Below are 18,239 nucleotides of genomic sequence, written 5' to 3' on the forward strand. Positions count from 1 at the left end.
GGGCCGCGGTGATACACTGTAACAAACCCGCCGGACAACTGGCGGTTTCGGGGTTGGAGCGATCATGCACCGTCACGAGGGTCACGACGCGTGCCAGGCGGGCGTCGGCGACATGCTCGCGCGGGCGGAAGCCGTCTGTCGCGAGCGCGGGCTGCAATTCACGCCGCTGCGCCGTGAGGTGATGGAAGCGGTGGCGGAGGCCGGGAAGGCCCAGGGCGCCTACGACATCGCCGAGAAGCTCAGTGCGCCGGGCAAGCGCGTGGCGCCGGTCTCGGTCTACCGCGCCCTGGACTTCCTCATGCAGCAGGGCCTGGTCCACCGGATCGCAAGCCGCAACGCGTTCATACCCTGCGCCCACGGGCATGCCCCGGGGGAGGGGGTCGTGTTCCTGATCTGCCGCACCTGCGGCGGCGTCGACGAGGCCTCGTCCGAGGAGCTGGAAGACGGCCTCGGCCGCACCTTGAAGCGGGCGGGCTTCACGCCGGCCCACAGCATCCTGGAAGTCGAGGGTGATTGCGGGGCCTGCCGGGAGCGTGCGCAGGAAACCTGAGGCGCGTCCCGAGTCGTTCAGCGCGCGTTCTTGTAGGCCCGCCGCGAGACGATGGTCTGGACCATGATCTGGAGATCGAACCAGATCGACCAGTTGTCGATGTAGTGCAGGTCGCAGGCGACGCGACGTTCCATGTCGAGGTCGGTCAGGGTCTCGCCGCGATAGCCGTTGACCTGGGCCCAGCCGGTGATGCCGGGGCGCACGTTGTGCCGCCGGGCGTAGAGCGCGATCCGCCGCTCGAAGCTGCGGTCATGCGCCAGGGCGTGGGGGCGCGGGCCGACCAGCGACATCTCACCCTTGAGGACGTTCAGGAGCTGCGGCAGCTCGTCGAGATTGGTCCGCCGCAGGATCGCGCCGACCTGCGTGATGCGGCTGTCGTTGCGGGTCGCCTGCTTGAACACCGCGTTGGCGTCCGCTCGCATCGACCGGAACTTGAACACGCCGAAGGGCTGCTGGTTGAAGCCGTAGCGCTTCTGGCGGAAGAAGACCGGACCTGGGCTGTCGAGCTTGATCGCCACGGCGATGGCCGCGAGCAGCGGCGAAAGCGACACCAGGGCGATCGCCGCCACCGTGAGGTCGAGGGCACGCTTGAGCAGGATCTCGGTCACGTTGAGCGGCCGGCGTCCGATATTGATGCCGGAGACGCCGCCGACCCGGGCGACCTGCATGTCGGGGAACCGGTCGAGGACGCTGCCGGGCCGCAGGTGCAGGGCCGACGGTACCCGCAGGAACGCGTCGATGCAGCGCTCGACCTCGGCGGTGTCGGTCCACGGCACCAGCACGAACACGTCGTCCGGGCGCAGGAACCGGACCACCGACACGGCGAGGTCGAGATCCTCCTGGAGCTGATCGTGCCGCGACACGGTGTCGGCGCCCGGATCGACCCGGCGCAGGTAACTGGTGCCGACGATCCGGGACCCGAGCTGCTCGGCCTCGTGGCTGGCGTAGAACCGGGCGATGTCTTCCTCGTACCCCACAAGGTGGACGCGGCTGGCCGAGGCCGATCCCGCCGTCAGGCTCCGGCGCACCAGGCGGGTCGCCACGGTGCGGGTCAGGAGGAGAGCCGGCAGGCCGAGCAGGAACGCCGTGATCGAGACGATGCGCGAGTAATCGTTGGTCGTCTTGGTGAGGAAGCCGACCACAAGCACCGCCGCCCAGGCGACCAGCCAGAGCGAGGCTATGCGCTGGACGTTCAGCTTTTGCGCCATGATGCCGTCGAGGCTGTAATCCTCGCGCAGGATGTTCGAAGAGACGATGATCGCGCTGAGCAGCGCGGCCAGGCGCAGGCCCCGGAAGGCGGTCACCCACACGCTGTCGCCCTCGAAGGCGATCTGGTAGCCGAACTCGACGGCCAGGATGACGGCGACGATCGCCCCGATCTCTGCCGCGGCCAGCGACGACGACATCACGATTCGCGCGAACGCCCGACCGCGGCGCGGCAGGAGCGCCGACCACACGCTGCGACGGCGTTCGGCCGAAGTCGGAAGGGGCTGGAACGTCTCCGGAACCCGCTCGTGAAACATGTTGCCCGCCGCGTCCCGGTTTGATCGGACTTTGTACCGGTCTGAAACACGAAAGATTTCAGCGCCGGCATCTGCCGATGACGGAGCAAGGGGTGAGCCGCGAAATCCGGTAGTCCGGCCGCTTCGAGGTGGCCGCCCATGTAAGCGAACGTCTGCCGGTCGGCAATACATGGTAAATGCTGAGTCACCAGAATACGGAGACATGCAGTGCGTGACCGTTCGACGGCTTGATACCAGCAGTTGCGTGGTAATGCCGGGACGTTGCTGAAGGGTTGAATTCTGGCGGACCAAGAAGCTTGGCCGAGTCTCGCGGTATCCCGGACACAGGGGCGGCGCGGTTCCTGCGCGCGGCCGTCGACGGGGTCGCCCAACCTTACGTCGTCACGCCGCCAGACCACATTTCGGTCCGGCGGCGGGTCATGAAGGCAGTAACTGCAACGTCAGGCGGTAGCGGCCTGCTTCGCGGTCTCGGCGCCGCCGACGGTCTGCACCATCTCGAAGCCCTCGAATTGCGGGTGTCCGAGATACAGCGGCTTGGTCGAAGGGGCCCGGCTGTGCGCCTTGCGGAACTGCTCGGAGCGCGTCCAGGCCTCGAATTCGGCGCGTGAGCGCCAGACGGTGTGCGAGGCGTAGAGGACATGATCCTCCTGCTCCGGCCCACGCAACAGGTGGAATTCGACGAAGCCAACCATCTCGCCGAGATGGCTGTCGCGCCCGAGCCAGACGGCCTCGAAGTCCTCGGTCGCATCCTTAACGACCTTGAAGCGATTCATCGCGATAAACATGCTGTTCTCCGTTGAGAGGCTGAATTTAGGCCCCGAAGCCGGTCCGGGCGAGCCCTGCTGCGGCGACGGGGCGCGCGCGAAGCTCTGCGCAGACTTATCCGATCGACATTTCAGCAACAATGTTTCGAAGATACGCCAGGTTAAACCACAAGATGTATGCTTAGACTTGCGGAGCTTAACAACTTCGTGTCCAATTGCGGGACGGTCCATATTGTGTCGCAGTCGGGGTGTCATCCGATTGCTATACCGCTCGCAATCGACGCGAAAATTTGTTCGGCGCACGGGAGCAAGTGACAATAAGGGCTTAGAGCCGGTACCGTTTGCAATGCATTCGGTTGCTGCTCTAGCGTGCGGCACCGCACGTTAGGTATAGGCGCGTTATGAGATTGAGGGTCGGACGGTGAAGCGGCGCGATGGCGAGGCGAGAACACCGGATCCGCAAGGGGACGCTGTTCAAAGCGCGGACAAGGACGTGACCAGTCAGATCATGCCGAAGCAGACCACCGACGTCGATCGTCTGGTCGGTATTCGCATCACCGCGCTGCGGAAGGCCCGCGGCCTCAGCCAGACCGCGCTCGGCAACGCCGTCGGCGTCACGTTCCAGCAGGTTCAGAAATACGAGAAGGGCCAGAACCGGGTCGGTGCGGGCCGGCTGCGCGAGATCGCGCGCCTGCTCGAGGTGCCGGTGTCGGCCTTCTTCGAGGAGAGCGAGCCCCGCGAGAACGCCCAGGAGGACGTGTTCGGCTTCCTCAGCGCCCACGGGGCGATCGAGTTGCTGCGCGCCTACGCGCTGATCGAGGACGAGCAGATGCGCCGGGACGTCCTGGCGCTGGTCCGGAGCGCCGCGCGGCTGGCGCAGGCCCGCACCGTACCGCCCGCAGCCGATCCGGTCTGAACGGTTTCGACCGGGGCGGTCCCGTACACATCAGGCAATCAAATCCATCGCGTTTCGGCCGCGACGATCCCGCACGCTGAGTGCCTCTTAGAGCTCCTCGGCTGCGATGAGGTGGAAGAAGCTTCCGCCCACCAGGCCCACCCGGTGCCCGGCCAAGCCTTGATCCGTGCCTTCCGCATCGGTGACGCGAGCAAGGGCGTCCGCCTCCGCGGCGGAGGGTGACAGCTCGCTGGCATAGTGGAACTCGTGGCCCACGATCCGGGCGCCGCGGTGGCCCAGCGGACCGTCGCTGCTGAGGCGGGCGACACGATAGCCGAGATGCAGCTTGCGCTTGCGGTACGAGGTGGCGACCGGCAGCAGCCCCGCCATGGCGTGGGTGTTGCCATCCGCATCCTCGAGCGTCCGACCCAGGACCATGTAGCCGCCGCACTCCCCGTGGACCGGCCGTGTCGCCGCGAAGGCGCGCAGGCCATCGAGGAAGCGGGTCGCGGCAGCGAGTTGCCCGGCATGCAATTCCGGATACCCGCCGGGCAGCCAGCAGGCGTCGCACGATTCCGGCGGCGCTTCGTCGGCGAGGGGTGAGAACGGGACGATCTCGGCCCCAGCCAGCTGCCATCCGGCTTCGAGATGCGGGTAAAGGAAGCTGAACGCCGCGTCCCGGGCCACCGCGATCCGTTGCCCGGGCGGTCGCGGCAGCACGCCCACCGACGACGGAGCGCTGCCGCCGGCGCAGGCGATCACGGCATCGAGGTCGATACCCGCTTCCGCCAGGTCGGCGAGGCGGTCGAGCCGCGCCTCCAGGTCGGCGGTCTCGCCCGCCTGGACGAGGCCGAGATGGCGCTCGGGCAGGACTAGCTCGGCATCGCGCATCAGGGCGCCGAGCACCGGGAGGCCGACGCGCTCAAGGCCGGCCTCCACGAGCCGGCGGTGGCGGGCGCTCGCAACCTTGTTGAGGATCACCCCGGCTATACGGACTCGCGGGTCGTAGAGCGTGCAGCCGAGCGCCACGGCGGCGGCCGATTGCGCCGCGCCGGACACGTCGATCACCAGTACCACCGGCCAGCCGAAGCGGGCCGCGATGTCGGCGTTTGCCCCGGTCCGGTTCTCCGCGGCCCGGACCCCGTCGAACAGGCCCATGGAGCCCTCGGCGACCACGATATCGGCCCGCGCGGCCGTCTCGCCCGCCAGCGCGTCGAGGAGCCCGGGCGCCATGGCGAAGCTGTCGAGGTTGAAGCTCGGCTGGCCGGTCGCCGCCCGGTGGAAGGCGGGATCGATGTAGTCCGGCCCGCATTTGGCACCGCGGACACGCAGGCCCCGCCGGGTCAGCGCGCGCATCAGCGCGAGGGTGACGGTGGTCTTGCCCGAGCTCGAGCGCGGGGCGGCCACCAGCAGGCCGGGGGCGCTCATACCGCGCCCCCCACGGTCCCGCCCGGCCTGTAGCGCCGGTCGTAATCGGGGGCGTAGAGCGCGCTTTCCCGGAAGTCGGCTGCGCCGAGCGCCGGCCCGACGAGGATCAGGGCGGTGCGTTCGAGACCGGCCCCCGCCACGAGGGCGGGGAGCCCGGCGAGGTCGCCGGTCAGCGCCCGCTCGTCCGGCCAGGAGGCGCGGAACACCACCGCCGCCGGGCAGGACGCGCCGTAGAATGGGATCAGCTCGGCCGCGACCTTCTCGATCACGTGGATCGAGAGATGCACCGCCAGCGTCGCCCCGGTCGCCGCGAAGGCGGCGAGCGTCTCGCGCTCCGGCATCGCGCTCGCCCGGCCCGAGGTGCGGGTCAGCACGACGGATTGCGATACCCCCGGCACCGTGAGCTCCCGGCGCAGCATCGCGGCGGCGGCCGCGAAGGCCGGGACGCCCGGCGTCACCGTGTAGGCGATGCCGAGCCGGTCGAGCCGGCGCATCTGCTCGGCGAGCGCACTCCAGATCGACAGATCGCCCGAATGCAGCCGCGCCACGTCGTGCCCGCCCGCATTCGCGGTCTCGATCTCAGCCATGATTGCATCGAGATCGAGGGGTGCGGTGTCGACGATGCGGGCGCCCGGCGGGCACCAGCCCAAAATCTCGGGCGCCACCAGTGATCCGGCGTAGAGGCAGACCGGGCAGGCGGCGATGCGGTCGCGCCCGCGCACAGTGATCAGGTCGGCAGCGCCGGGTCCGGCGCCGATGAAGTGGACGGTCATGGGTGCCGAGCGGTCTGGTGCGGGATCGCGAGGGCGCAGGTTGCGCCGGCGCTGGCGATGCGGGGAAGGGCGAGGCGGCTCTCGGAACCCGCCGCCGCCAGGGCGGCCGCCTCGGCCAGCGAGCCGACGCCGCGCAGGCGCTCGATCCGGGCCGAGCGCGTGACGACTTTTGGGTCGCAGGCTTCCAGGGCTGCCGGTTCGACCGGCCAGGGCGAAAGACCGAACGCCGCTGCCGCCGCGCAGATAGACGGTTCCGCGGCCCTGTCTGACGCCGTGGCGATGGCCGTCAGATCGGTCCGGGCGGCACCGACGGCACCGAGGGCGCGGGCGATGAGCGCGGCGATCTCGTCGGCGCCGGTGCCGCGCCGGAACCCGATCCCGGCTACGAGCGGGTCGGTCATGGCTTGGTCCAGGCCCATTGGGTCACCGGCATCGCGGGACGCCAGCCATGCATCCCCCCCACCGGGCTCGCCCGATCGACCGAAAAGCGCCGCAGGCTTCCGCCATGTTGGGCGAAGGCCGCGAGCAGCGCCGCCTCGCCCTGGATCGTGACCGCGTTGGCCACGCAGCGCCCGCCCGGCCGGAGGGAACCGAGCGTATCCGCCAGAACCCCCGCCTCGGAAACGCCGCCGCCGATGAAGACCGCGTCCGGGGCGGCTAAACGGGCTAGGGCTGCCGGGGCTGCGCCTGTGACCACCGACAGGTCCGGAACCCCGAGGGCCTGAGCATTCCGGAGGATCCGCTCGGCCCGGTCCGGCCGAGCCTCGATGGCGGTGGCGCGCAGGCTCGGATGGCGCAGCATCCACTCGATCGCGATGGACCCCGCCCCGGCCCCGACATCCCAGAGATGCTGGCCCGGATGCGGCTGCAGAGCCGCCAGCGTCAGGGCGCGGATCTCGGCCTTGGTCAGCTGCCCGTCATTCTCGAACAGCCCGTCGTCGAGGCCGGGCGCCAGCGGTAGGGCCTGTCCTGCGCCTGCCACCGCAATGGCCACGGTGTTGAGCGGGTCGATCGTACCGAGGTCGAAGACATCGGCCCGGCCCTTGCGGACCCGCTCGCGCGGGCCGCCCATCGCCTCCAGCACCGTGATGGTCGAGGCGCCGAAGCCGCGCTCGGTGAGCAGCCCCGCCAGCGCCGACGGTGTGGTGCCGTCCCAGGACAAGACCAGGAGCCGGGCCCCTGGCTGGATGTGGGGCACTATCCGCGCCAGAGCCCGCCCGTGCAGGGTGACGAGACCACATTCGGCCAGCGGCCAGCCGAGCCGCGCGCAGGCGAGGCTGAAGGCGGAGGGCTGCGGGAAGGCGCGGATTTCGGTGGGTGGCACCAGCTGGGCAACCTCGGCGCCGATGCCGTAGTGGAACGGGTCGCCGGTCGCGAGGATGCAGGTCGGCCGTCCACGCCGGGCCAGGATCTCCGGATAGGCGTCGTGGATCGGGCTCGGCCAGGTCCGGGTCTCGGCGTCGAGGGGGGCGGCCAGGGCGAGGTGGCGCCGCCCGCCATACACGACCTGCGCGGCATCGAGCGCCGCGGCAGCCGCCGGCGCGAGGCCCGAGCGTCCATCCTCGCCGATGCCGACGATCGATAGCCAGCGGTGGCTCGACAGGGGATCAGCGCTCATGGACAAGACCCCCATGAACCGCGGTGCGATGCGAATCCTGATCCTCGGCGGCACCGGCGAGGCGAGCGCCTTGGCCCGGGCGCTGGCCGACCGGAACGCGTACGCCGTAACGCTGTCGCTGGCCGGCCGGACCGCGGCCCCGAAGGCCGAGCCGGTGCCGACCCGGATCGGCGGGTTCGGTGGCGCCGTGGGCCTCGCCGATTATCTGCGCGCGGGGGCTATCGATCGCCTGATCGACGCGACGCACCCGTTCGCGGCGACCATCTCGGCCAACGCCGCCGCCGCCGCGGAGGTCGCAGGGGTGCCGCTGCTGGCGATCCGCCGGCCGGGCTGGCGCCGCGAGGCGGGCGACCTCTGGACCGAGGTGGCGACCATGGAACAGGCGGTCGCGGCCCTCGGGCCGGCGCCCCGGCGCGTGTTCCTGACGATCGGCCGTCAGGAGGCCGGCGCCTTCGCGGTGGCGCCGCAGCACAGTTATCTGGCCCGGAGCGTCGAGCCGCTCGGGTCGGCTCTGCCCGTGCCGGACCTCACGGCCATCGAGGCGCGGGGCCCGTTCGACGCGGCGGCCGAGGCCGCGCTGATGCGTGCCACCGGTACCGAAATCCTGGTCAGCAAGAATTCCGGCGGTGCGGCGACCTACGGCAAGATCGCGGCGGCGCGCAGCCTCGCGATCCCGGTGGTGATGGTGCGCCGGCCGGAGAAGCCGGACGTGCCGAGCGTCCCCGACGCCGCGGGCGCTCTGCGCTGGCTCGAGACCGGCATTCATGCCGGGCCCGCGACCTTGCGCGAGGTGTAGACGAACGGCACGCCGCCGGACCGTGAGATCAGCCGCGTGGTCGAGGCGCCGAGGATCACCATCGTGGCCATGTCGGCCGGTACGGCATGCGCTTCGGCGAGCGTCGAGACCCGGATCGCCTCGTCCGGCCGGCTGATCGCGCGGGCGAACATCACCGGCGTCTCGGGCGCCCGGATCCCGGCGGCGAGATCGAAGGCGGCGCCGAGCTGCCAGGGCCGGGCGGCCGAGATCGGGTTGTAGAGCGCGATCACGAAGTCGGCGCGCAGCACCGCGTCGAGCCGGGCGGTCACCACCGGCCAGGGCTTCAGGTTATCCGAAAGCGACAGGGCGCAGAAATCGCCGCCCAGCGGCGCGCCGAGCCGGGCGGCGGCGGCCAGCATCGCGGTGATCCCCGGCTCGACCGTGATGGTCAGGTCGCGCCATCCGGGCTCGCCGTGCTCCACCGCCTCGAACACGGCCGAGGCCATGGCAAAAACGCCCGGATCGCCGCCGGACACCACCGCCACCCGCCTCCCGGAGGCGGCGAGCTGCAGGGCGTGGCGGGCGCGGTCCACTTCGACGCGGTTGTCGCTGGCGTGACGGATGAGGTCCGGGCGCTCGGGCACGCGCGCCACGTAGGGAAAGTAGCCGATCAGATCCTGCGCGGCGTCGAGGGCCCGGCGGGCGGACTCGGTCAGCAACCCGGGATCCCCGGGGCCGAGGCCGACCACCGTGACGCTGCCGCTCACGGCCGACGCCCCTCGCCGGGCAGGAGGACCATCGAGAAGTAGGGCGCCTCGTCGTCGGCCTTGTCGGCGAGCATCACCACGCGCTCGCCCGCCATGGTGCCGCGCTCGACATAGACGGCCCGGTTCAGCAGCCCTGCGGCGGTGAGCGCAGCCCGCACCTTCGGCAAGTGCCGGCCGAGCTTCATCAATACGGCGGCGTCGGTGCCGCGCAGGCGCTCGGTGAGCGCGTCCAGCGGCAGCGTGGCCGGCAGGACCGTGAGGATGTCGTCGCCCCAGGTGATCGGCGTGCCGGCCCGGGTCCAGCAGCCCGACATGCCGGTGACGCCCGGCACCACCTCCACGGGGAAGCGGTCCTTGAGGCGCCGCCACAGGTGCATGAACGAACCGTAGAAGAACGGGTCGCCCTCCGAAAGGATCGCGACGTCGCGCCCGGCGCCGAGATGGTCGGCGAGCTGGCCGGCTGCGTCGTCGTAGAAGGCGGCCAGCGCCGCCACGTAATCCGGGTGCTCCGGGTGGATCTCGGTGGTGTAGGGGTAGGCGAGGGGCATCTCGCGGGCGGGGTCGCGCAGGATCGCGTCCGCGATGGTACGGGCGTTGCCACGCCGGCCACGCTTGCAGAAATGCACCAGCACCGGTGCGCGCATCAGGATGCGCTGCGCCTTCACGGTGAGCAGTTCCGGGTCGCCCGGGCCCATGCCGACCCCGTAGAGGGTGCCGGTCACGGCGATCGCGGGGATCTCCTCGACGGGGGCTTCGACGCGCTCGAACCCGTCCATCACTCGACCTCGCTGGCGAGCGCGTTGACCGCCGCCGCGGTCATCGCGCTGCCGCCGCGCCGGCCGTGGACGACCACGAACGGCACCCGGCCGTCCCGGGCCAGGGCATCCTTCGATTCGGCCGCGCCGACGAAGCCCACCGGGATGCCGATCACGGCGGCCGGGGGCGGCACGCCGGCGTCGAGCAGTTCGAGCAGGCGGAACAGGGCGGTGGGGGCGTTGCCGACTGCGACGATGCTGCCCGGCAGGTGCTCCCGCCACAGTTCCATGGCGGCGGCCGAGCGGGTGGTGCCCAGGCTCTTGGCGAGGTCCGGCACGCGCGGATCGCCCAGCGTGCAGATCACCGCGTTCTTGGCGGGCAGCCGCGTCCGGGTGACGCCGTCGGCGACCATCCGGACATCGCACAGGATCGGGGCGCCGGCCTGGAGCGCCGCGACCCCCGCCTCGGCGAACCCATCCGACATCTCCACGTCTACCGGGAGGTCGGTCATGCCGCAGGCATGGATCATCCGGACGACGACGCGCTCGGCCGCACCCGACCAGCGCGCGAGGTCGGCCTCGGCCCGGATCATCGCGAAGGAGCGGGCGTAGATCGCCGCACCGTCACGGATATAGTCGTACCGGGAGGCCGCCTCCGGCTCCGAACCTGCCTGGCGCAGGGCGTTCTGGCTCGCGCTCATGCCGGTCTCTCGTACCTCCCAAATTCCGTCACGGTGTTCCCCGGCGCGAAGGCGGCGGCGAGCCCGACGGTCTTGGCCCTTCCTAACCGCTCCATCACCGCCTCGATAGGGAGGTGTATCGCCGGCTCATCGCCCGGCGCGCCGCCAATGACGGCGCCGTAGAGCCCATCCCGGCCGACCAGGGTCAGGTCGGCCGGGCCCGGCCGGGCGCAGCCCTTGGCACAGCCGGAGACGTGGGCCACGCGCCCCTCCAGGCCGAGTGGCGCGAATATCGTCGCGAGAAGCGCGGCATCCACGAGCGTCGGCGTCGATCCGGAGGCGCAGGCCGGCGCCCCCGTACAGGCGGCGACGCTGCGCCGCGGATCATCGAGGGCGATGATGAAGGTTCGGGCCAGAGCGGTGAGATCGGCGGCGGACGGATCCTGACGCGGCAGCAACACGAAGCCGCGAGCCGGGGACAAGCGGATCTCCTCGGCGCCGAGGCGAGCGGCAAGGTCCACGAGGTGGTCGAGGGCAGCGGCTGTGCAGCGACCGAACGGCGCATCCACGGCGAGCATTGATTGGCCCGGCGCCAAAGATGTGACGCCGGTCAGCGGCGAGAAAGGCGCTCCCTGCGGAGAGACGCTACCGCGCCCGCTCTCCCGCATGGGAGGGGGGACTAGCACCTGCATCGCGAGCCCAACGGCATTCTCCACCGCGCCGAACTCATCGGGCGACAGATCGCGCATCCGCCGCCGGCCGGTCCGGGCGAAGGCGTTCAGCAGCGCTGCGACCGCCGCCGGTGCCTCCTCCCGGGTACAGGCGACGAGATCGTGAAGACCGTGCTCCGTGGCGACCGCAATCCCGACATCGCCGGCGGCACAGGGGAACATACGGACATCGCCCTCAGGCACCTCCGCACCCAGGCGCCCTTCGACCACCACCAGCGTCTTGGCCGGCAGCCCCGCCACCGCGAGTCCCGCCGCCTCCACGGCACGCGCGAGGGCCGGCACATCGAGCGTTTCCGCGGAATCGCGGCCGGCGAGCGGGCTGGTGAGCGTCAGCCGCTGCGGACCGCCATCGCTGCGCGCGTCGCCGAGGCCGGCGGTTTCCAGCAGCCGGGCGAGCGGCGTGCGCGTCGCCTCGGACACGCCGCGGATCTGGAGGTTGGCGCGGGCGGTGAGGTCGAGATGGCCATTGCCGAAGCGACGAGCGCCGTCGGCTACGGCGTGTGCTTGCGCCAGGGTCAGGATCCCGAGGGGCGGATGCACCCGGGCGAGCAGGCCGTCGCCGGTGGGCATCGGGCGGCTGAGCCCCGGGCACCAGCCCCGGCGCGCGGGCGCCTGGGGCAGAACCCTGCGATGGGTGGAGGCGCTCATTCGGCGGCCTCCGGCATCAGCGCGTCGGCCGGCAGCGCGTTGCGCCGGCTGTGCCACAGGCCACGGTCGCGGGCCTCGTCGAACCGCTCCAGGATCGCCCGGGTCGCGGCTGGGTTGGCGGCACGCAGGCGGTCGAAGACGTCGGCATCGGCAATCCAGGCCGCGTAGAGGCGGTCGAAGCCGGCATCGGTCACGGCGTCGCTCGCTGCGGCCAGCACGAACACGGCGTCGAGGCCCTGGGCCAATTCCTGCGCGCCGCGGTAACCGTGGCGGAGCTGGCCCGCGATCCAGCGGGCGTCTGCCAGGCGGCCACCGATCAGCCGGGCTGCATCCTCCCGGGCGGTGCGGGCCTTTGGGCGGTCGGGAACAGAGACGTCGAGGCTGTACAAGGTGGGGCTGGCGCCCTGGAGCGTGGCGGCGGCCGCGAACCCGCCCATGGCGTCCACCGCGGCATCGCCGTCGAACAGGTCGCGCTCGGCCACGTCGAAGGCGTGCAGATAGGCGTCCGCCGCCGCGATCCGGGCGCCGAACTCCGCGTCCGGCCCCTCGCGGTCGCCGTAGGCGTGGCTGCTGGCCGCGAGGTAAGCCCGTCCGAGATCGGCCCGGACGTCCCAGGCGCCGTCGAGGGCGGTGGCGGCCGTGCCGGCGCCGTAGCGACCCGGTGCCGCACCGTAGACCCGGGCGGTCGTCTCACCACGGCGGCGCGCGGCGGCCAGGGGATTCTCACAATCCTCCTCGTCCCGTTCGGCCACCGCACGGGCGGCGCGATCGAGCAGCGCCAGCGTATCCGGGAAGGTGTCGCGGAACGCGCCCGAGACGCGGACCGTCACGTCGATGCGCGGCCGGTCGAGCATCGCCAGCGGCAGCACCTCGAAGCCGGTGACCCGTGTGCTGGCATGGTCCCAGACCGGCCGGACGCCCATCAGCGCCAGGGCGTGGGCGACGTCCTCGCCTCCGGTGCGCAGGGTCGGCGACGCCCAGAGATCCATGACGATCCGGGCCGGGTACTCGCCCTCGTCCTGGAGGTAGCGCGTCACCACGGAGGCGGCGGCCTTCTCGCCCAGCAGCGCTGCGGCGCGGCTCGGGATCGCCCGCGGGTCGAGGGTCGCGAGGTTGCGCCCGGTGGGCAGCACGTCGGCACGGCCGCGGGACGGCGAGCCCGAGGGGCCCGGGGGCACGAAGCGGCCGTCCAGGGCCGCCAGAAGGCCCGCCCGCTCGCCGGCGGCGCTCGCCAGGACCGTCTCCCGTGCATCGGCCGGGGCGCGCCCGAAGACGTGAAGCCCGTCGCGGAACGTCGTCTCGCCAAGATCGCAGAGATGGGCGTCGAGGCGGGTGAGCGCCTCGTCCATGGGCGTGTCCGGCCCGATCCCGGCGCCCGACAGAAGCCCCGCGGCGTCCGCATCCTCAAGGATCGCGGTGGCGATCAGTCCGGCCCGGCGCGGATCGAGCACGCTGGCGGCGGAATACTCCTCCACCAGCTCGCGCAGGCGCGCGGCCTCCGGCGAGAGGGCGTGCACCTCGGTATCGGGGGTGAGATGGCCGAGGGCGATCCCGCCCAGCCGGCGCTTGAGCGGTGCGGCCTCGCCCGGATCGTCGACGATGAACGGGTAGATGACCGGCAATCCGCCGACGCAGAGCGTTGGAAAGCAATCCGGCGAGAGCGCCACCGTCTTGCCTGGCAGCCACTCGGTGGTCCCATGGGTTCCGAGCTGCACCAGCGCGTCGAAACGCTGCCGGAGCCCGAGGTGGAACGCCAAGTAGGCGTGGGTCGGGACGCGCTCCGGATCGTGGTAGCCGGTCTTCCGATCCGGGTCGCGGCCGCGGTCGGGTTGGAGGAAGAGCGCGATGTGTCCGCCCGCCATCCCAAAGGCGTCGGTGTTCGCGCCCCGGCCCGCGAAACATGCGGCGTGCTCCCCCTCCTGCACGGGAGAGGGGACCGGCGATGCGATCGGCCGCGGGCGTATCCGGTCGGCTGCGGTGAGCGGAGGGGCCGCCGCATCCGCCGTGACCATCCGGAACCGGAAAAGACCACCGCGGCACGTCGGGTCGTCCGCTGGCTCGCCCCAGGCAGCCGTCAGCGCTTCACGCTGCGCCGCCGGCAATTCGGCGAGCCAAGCGACATAATCCCCAAGCGGTACCGCGAAGCCCGCCTCGCCCTCGGTGAGCGCCTGCATCAGTGCAGCCGGCTCGGGCGGCAAACCGGTCGCGTAACCCGACCCGGCAAGATCAGAGAAAATCGCGCGGGCGCTTTCGGGCGTGTCGAGGCCGACCGCGAAGCCGGCCCGGCCGCCACGGGCGGGATAATCGGACAGGACGACGGCCACCCGCCGCTCGGCCCGGGGGAGGGCGGCGAGACGCAGCCAACCCGCCGCCCGTTCGGCCAAGGCTTCGATGCCGGCCGGATACGGAACCGCCCGGCGCTCGGCGAAGCCGGCGACCTCGGCGGCCTCTTCCTTGAACGAGATCGGAAAGCCGGAGAGTCGGCCATCGAATTCCGGCAGGGCGACCTGCATCGCGAGGTCCGCAGCCCCGAGGCCGCGCGCCGAGGCTTCCCAGGCCGCCTGGGGCGAGCCGACCGTGTAGGCCTGAAGCACCGGGCAATCGGCGCCGTCGAGGACGAAATCGATCCCGTCCTCCCGCGCCGAGAAGGCGGTGGCGGCGATCACCAGATCCGGTTTGCGGGCGCGCACGGCCTCGGCCACCGCCCGGGCCGCCTCCGGCTCCTTCAGGCTCGACACCGCCATCGGCAAGACGCCGATCCCGCGGGCGCGCAGGGCCGCGACCAGGGTGACGAACGGCGCGGTGTCGCCGCCCAGCACCGCGGAGCGGTAGACCAGGAGCAGGGCCAAGGGCGCCTTTGCCCGCATGTCGGCCAGCGGCACCGCCGTCTCGGCCGCCGCGACGGCGACGCCCAGGGGCAGCGCGCCACAGCCCGGGCACCAGGGAAACCCCCGCGGCAGCGGCTGAGGCGGCTCGACCGTGCCTCCCGCGCCGACCCGGACGGCCAGGAGGCGCAGCATCCGCCGCAGGTTCTCCGGGCCGCCGGCGCGAAAATAGCATTCGAGCCGCTCGGCCAGATCCGGGTCGGTGGAGAAGCCGGCAAGGCGCGGGTCCGGCCGGTCGTCGCCCGGCAGCACCGCCAGCACGACACCGTGCGCCCGCGCCGCGGCGGCACAGCGCTCGATGCCGTAGCGCCAGTAATCCAACCCGCCGAGGCAGCGGATCACGACGAGCTTCGCGCGGGCGACCACGCGCTCGACGTAGAGATCCACCGACATCGGGTGCCGGAGCTTGGCGAGCTTTGCGAGCCGCAGGCTCGGCAGCCCGGGCTCGCCGGCATGGGCCTGCCCGATGCCCGCGAGGTCGCTGTCGGTGAACGAGAGCACGACGAGGTCGCCCGGCTCCTGCCCGAGATCCACCGCCGCCTCGCCCTCGTCGAGGGAGACCGTATCGATGCGGACGAGATGCATGGCGCGCTTCCTAGGCCCCGCCAGATCGGGCGCGCGCGCAGCGTCTCAGCGAGGGAGCGCGCGCGATCGCGATCATCCCGCGAGCGCCGCGGCGACGGCGCCCTGGTCGAAGCCCTTCAGGCCGATCACCACCAGGCGACCGTCCCGGTTCTCGCCCGCCCGCCAGGGCCGGTCGAAATGGTGGGCCACGCGCCGGCCGACGCCCTGCACCACGAGGCGCATGGCCTTGCCCTCGACCTCGGCGAAGCCCTTGATCCGCAGCACACCCGCGGCCTCGGCAGCCTTCTCGACGCGGGCCGCGAGGTTGCCGGCCGTGACGGCCGGGCGGATCGGCAGGGCTACGGTCTCGAAGTCGTCGTGGTCGTGGTCCTCGCCGTCGCCGTGATGCGAGGGGCGGGCGTCGAGGTCGTCCTCGGCCGCGGCGCCGAGCCCGAGCAGCACCAGCGGGTCGATGGCGCCGTTCTCGGTCTCCACCACCTTCACGGCGCGGGGCAGGTGAGCCTCGACCTCGGCGCGAACCCGGGCGCGGGTCTCGGCGTCGAGCAGGTCGGACTTGTTGAGCACGACGAGGTCGGCACAGAGGAGCTGGTCCTCGAACACCTCCTCCAGCGGGTTGTCGTGGTCGACCGCCGTGTCGGCGGCGCGCTGGGCGGCCAGGGCCTCGGGATCCTCCGCGAAGGCGCCCGCGGCCACGGCCGGCCCGTCCACCACGGCGACGACGCCGTCGACGGTGACCCGCGAGCGGATGGCCGGCCACTGGAACGCCTGGACCAGCGGCTTCGGCAGGGCGAGGCCGGAGGTCTCGATCAGGATGTGCTCCGGCGGCTCGGCGCGACCGAGCAGGCTCTCGAGCGCCGGAACGAAGTCGTCGGCGACCGTGCAGCAGATGCAGCCGTTCGGCAGCTCCACGATGGAGTCCTCGGTGCAGCCCTCGACGCCGCAGGCGGCCAGGAACGACTTGTCGAAGCCGACATCACCGAACTCGTTGACCAGGATCGCCAGGCGGCGGCCCTTGGCGTTCTCGATGACGTGGCGGACCAGCGTCGTCTTGCCGGCCCCCAGGAAGCCGGTGACGATGGTGCAGGGGATCTTGGTCACGATGGTCATTCCGCAGCCTCCAAGGTGCCGGCCGGAAGCGGGCGGGGATCGGGAAAGGGCGGGATGCGGGCGATCACGCCGGTCTTGAATGCGGCAGGGCGCTCCCGCCAGGGCACGATGCCGTCCGGCGTCGCCGCGTAGGCGGCCAGCCCGTCCAGGATGGTCGCCGCCGACTCGGACGGGTCCATATCGCCGTAGACGTAGGTCCAGCGGGTCTCGGACGCGACCGCCACGGAACAGGGCCGCTTGCACACCGACAGGCACTCGACCCCCTCGATCCGCAGCTGCCCGGACGTGTTGCGCGCGCGCAGGGCCTCGAGCAGGCGCGCGCCGGCCCGGGGCCCGTCCGGATCGTCGCCCGGGCGGCGGCAGGTCGTACAAACGTAAAGGACGGTCTCAGGCATGACGGCCTCAGGCATGCACCGTCCCGCTTGCGTTTCCACGGCCGAAAGCCTGCCAGGCCCAGCCGAAGCCGAGGCCGATCAGCATCCAGAAGACGAAGCTGATCGCCAGCGAGCGCGCCGCGAACTGCGCCGCAAGTGCCGCGGGAAGCTCCGAGGACACCTCCGCAGCCTGCGGCGCACCGGCGACGTGCGGCGCCACGATCAGCACGAGGCCGCCCAGGATCGCGATCAGCGAGCGCCGGACCGTGATCAGGTACAGGCCCATCCCGGTGGCGGCGGCGGTCATCACCCACCAGGCCTGACGGGCGGCGAGCGGTGCCGCCTCGCTGCCCGGCAATTCCGGCGGCAATCCCAGGCCCGGGGCCAGAGCGACGCTGGCGAAGCCCGCGATCGCGAACGCGACACCGACCTGCCGCGTCGGCTCACGGCCGCAGGCCAAGATCACCGCACCGAGCAGGAGGGCGTAGCCGACCCCGCCCACGAGCGTCGCCAGAGCGGTGAAGGCCATCCGGGGCAACCCCTCGCCGGGCTGCCACTCGGGTGCGGCGTCCGGTGTGCCATGATCGTGCCCCGCATGAGCCAGCACGACCTGAGCCGACATGATCGGGAGCCTGCGCTCGGCCTGGTGCGTCTGCTTGGTCTCATAGCGCTCGGCCGCCACGATCAGCGGCGACGTCAGCGTCAACTCGAGGCCGGTCACGACGACGGCCGCGAGGAAGCCGGCGGCCAGGGCCGCCGACAGAAGCCGGATGATCATCCCTGCGCCAGGGGCGTCAGTGGCAGGGGAAGTTCTGGGTATGCCGGAAATCGTGCGCGGCGTTGTGCAGCGCGATCGCCGGCGAGAAGCCCGCCATGAACAGGAGGCCGAGGCCCAGGAAGGCCGCGAGCGCGACGGCAACCGGACGCTCTCCGGCGCGGATGCCGGTGGCGATGGGGGCGAGGGTCGAGGTGGTCATCAACATGTCTCCAGCCGCCCCACCGGCGGCATTGCGGGATCTCATCGTGACGGCAGGTCTCCTGGCTCGCGGCTCGGCGCGCCTGCCGCCTTCCCGGATCGCTCCGGTGGCCTACTGGCAGACGCTCGCCGCTCACAGTTGCGGGGGCAGCCGCGGTTTCGAGGTTCGTACCCCTCACCGCATTCCCTTTTCACCCCGTCTCCGGGGCACCGTCACGCCATCGTTGTAGACGCATGACAGCTCTCGCACAACGGAGGCCCGGCGGAATCGTTTCGGACTCCTGGGGTACGGCACGGATATGCGGGTCGGGCGGTGGCCGTGAGTGTCGAAACGCATTGGGGGGACGGACTTCGACGCGTCGCGACCGCCGTCGGCGCTTGGCCCGCGGCACCGGCGCCGTGTAACGGCCGGCGTGGACGATT

18 protein-coding genes and 1 riboswitch are annotated in these 18,239 nt (G+C 71.7%); of the genes, 3 read left to right on the forward strand and 15 right to left on the reverse strand.

Going from position 1 to position 18,239, the window contains the following annotated elements; genetic code table 11:
- The first annotated feature begins 64 nt into the window (after positions 1-64).
- Positions 65-550 carry a transcriptional repressor gene (locus AC0IY0_RS06165; protein ID WP_147905858.1) on the forward strand — a complete coding sequence of 162 codons (486 nt, stop codon included), beginning with the start codon at positions 65-67 and terminating at the stop codon, positions 548-550.
- A gap of 17 nt (positions 551-567) precedes the next feature.
- Here the strand turns inward: AC0IY0_RS06165 and AC0IY0_RS06170 are convergent, their stop codons facing one another.
- A complete protein-coding gene (locus AC0IY0_RS06170) occupies positions 568-2,073 on the reverse strand; it encodes an undecaprenyl-phosphate glucose phosphotransferase (RefSeq protein ID WP_147905857.1) in 1,506 nt (501 codons plus the stop codon).
- 440 nt (positions 2,074-2,513) lie between these two features.
- A complete protein-coding gene (gene hmuQ / locus AC0IY0_RS06175; protein WP_471763318.1) occupies positions 2,514-2,858 on the reverse strand; it encodes a heme-degrading protein HmuQ in 345 nt (114 codons plus the stop codon).
- Between the two features lie 484 nt (positions 2,859-3,342).
- Here hmuQ and AC0IY0_RS06180 point away from each other — a divergent pair, with 484 nt between their 5' ends.
- A complete protein-coding gene (locus AC0IY0_RS06180; protein WP_419830010.1) occupies positions 3,343-3,753 on the forward strand; it encodes a helix-turn-helix domain-containing protein in 411 nt (136 codons plus the stop codon).
- Between the two features lie 87 nt (positions 3,754-3,840).
- Here the strand turns inward: AC0IY0_RS06180 and AC0IY0_RS06185 are convergent, their stop codons facing one another.
- From AC0IY0_RS06185 to cbiE, 4 genes are read right to left on the reverse strand one after another with little or no spacing between them, the layout of a single operon-like run.
- Entirely contained in the window at positions 3,841-5,160 is a 1,320-nt protein-coding gene (locus tag AC0IY0_RS06185; protein WP_471763319.1) for a cobyrinate a,c-diamide synthase, read from the reverse strand.
- Positions 5,157-5,933: a precorrin-4 C(11)-methyltransferase gene (gene cobM, locus AC0IY0_RS06190; protein ID WP_461230810.1), complete on the reverse strand. Its 777-nt coding sequence runs from the start codon at positions 5,931-5,933 to the stop codon at positions 5,157-5,159. Before cobM ends, AC0IY0_RS06185 begins: the two co-directional genes overlap by 4 nt.
- Positions 5,930-6,334 carry a cobalamin biosynthesis protein gene (locus AC0IY0_RS06195; protein WP_246692203.1) on the reverse strand — a complete coding sequence of 135 codons (405 nt, stop codon included), beginning with the start codon at positions 6,332-6,334 and terminating at the stop codon, positions 5,930-5,932. Before AC0IY0_RS06195 ends, cobM begins: the two co-directional genes overlap by 4 nt.
- Positions 6,331-7,551 carry a precorrin-6y C5,15-methyltransferase (decarboxylating) subunit CbiE gene (gene cbiE, locus AC0IY0_RS06200; RefSeq protein WP_471763320.1) on the reverse strand — a complete coding sequence of 407 codons (1,221 nt, stop codon included), beginning with the start codon at positions 7,549-7,551 and terminating at the stop codon, positions 6,331-6,333. The genes AC0IY0_RS06195 and cbiE overlap by 4 nt, the downstream gene beginning before the upstream one ends.
- Here cbiE and AC0IY0_RS06205 point away from each other — a divergent pair.
- Positions 7,550-8,347, forward strand: coding sequence for a cobalt-precorrin-6A reductase (locus tag AC0IY0_RS06205; protein WP_471763321.1), 798 nt, complete (start codon positions 7,550-7,552; stop codon positions 8,345-8,347). The two genes, cbiE and AC0IY0_RS06205, sit on opposite strands and share 2 nt — an antisense overlap.
- Here the strand turns inward: AC0IY0_RS06205 and cobJ are convergent.
- The 9 genes from cobJ to AC0IY0_RS06250 all read right to left on the reverse strand — a co-directional run bounded on the left by cobJ (position 8,314) and on the right by AC0IY0_RS06250 (position 17,817).
- Positions 8,314-9,075 (reverse strand): precorrin-3B C(17)-methyltransferase, encoded by a 762-nt coding sequence (gene cobJ / locus AC0IY0_RS06210; RefSeq protein ID WP_471763322.1) that lies wholly within the window; start codon positions 9,073-9,075, stop codon positions 8,314-8,316. The two genes, AC0IY0_RS06205 and cobJ, sit on opposite strands and share 34 nt — an antisense overlap.
- A complete protein-coding gene (locus AC0IY0_RS06215; protein ID WP_147905850.1) occupies positions 9,072-9,851 on the reverse strand; it encodes a precorrin-2 C(20)-methyltransferase in 780 nt (259 codons plus the stop codon). Before AC0IY0_RS06215 ends, cobJ begins: the two co-directional genes overlap by 4 nt.
- A complete protein-coding gene (locus AC0IY0_RS06220) occupies positions 9,851-10,531 on the reverse strand; it encodes a precorrin-8X methylmutase (protein ID WP_147905849.1) in 681 nt (226 codons plus the stop codon). Before AC0IY0_RS06220 ends, AC0IY0_RS06215 begins: the two co-directional genes overlap by 1 nt.
- Positions 10,528-11,889, reverse strand: coding sequence for a precorrin-3B synthase (cobG, locus tag AC0IY0_RS06225; protein ID WP_471763323.1), 1,362 nt, complete (start codon positions 11,887-11,889; stop codon positions 10,528-10,530). Before cobG ends, AC0IY0_RS06220 begins: the two co-directional genes overlap by 4 nt.
- Entirely contained in the window at positions 11,886-15,359 is a 3,474-nt protein-coding gene (cobN, locus tag AC0IY0_RS06230; RefSeq protein ID WP_471763324.1) for a cobaltochelatase subunit CobN, read from the reverse strand. Before cobN ends, cobG begins: the two co-directional genes overlap by 4 nt.
- Before the next feature lie 72 nt (positions 15,360-15,431).
- Positions 15,432-16,466, reverse strand: coding sequence for a cobalamin biosynthesis protein CobW (gene cobW / locus AC0IY0_RS06235; protein WP_147938658.1), 1,035 nt, complete (start codon positions 16,464-16,466; stop codon positions 15,432-15,434).
- On the reverse strand, positions 16,463-16,861 hold the full coding sequence (locus AC0IY0_RS06240; RefSeq protein WP_461230815.1) for a DUF1636 family protein: 399 nt from the start codon (positions 16,859-16,861) through the stop codon (positions 16,463-16,465). The genes cobW and AC0IY0_RS06240 overlap by 4 nt, the downstream gene beginning before the upstream one ends.
- A gap of 7 nt (positions 16,862-16,868) precedes the next feature.
- Entirely contained in the window at positions 16,869-17,618 is a 750-nt protein-coding gene (locus AC0IY0_RS06245) for a CbtA family protein (protein ID WP_471763325.1), read from the reverse strand.
- 16 nt (positions 17,619-17,634) lie between these two features.
- Positions 17,635-17,817, reverse strand: coding sequence for a CbtB domain-containing protein (locus tag AC0IY0_RS06250; protein ID WP_471763326.1), 183 nt, complete (start codon positions 17,815-17,817; stop codon positions 17,635-17,637).
- Between the two features lie 34 nt (positions 17,818-17,851).
- Positions 17,852-18,046, reverse strand: a riboswitch (cobalamin riboswitch).
- Between the last annotated feature and the right edge of the window lie 193 nt (positions 18,047-18,239).

The organism is Methylobacterium sp. AC315, assembly GCF_979253755.1.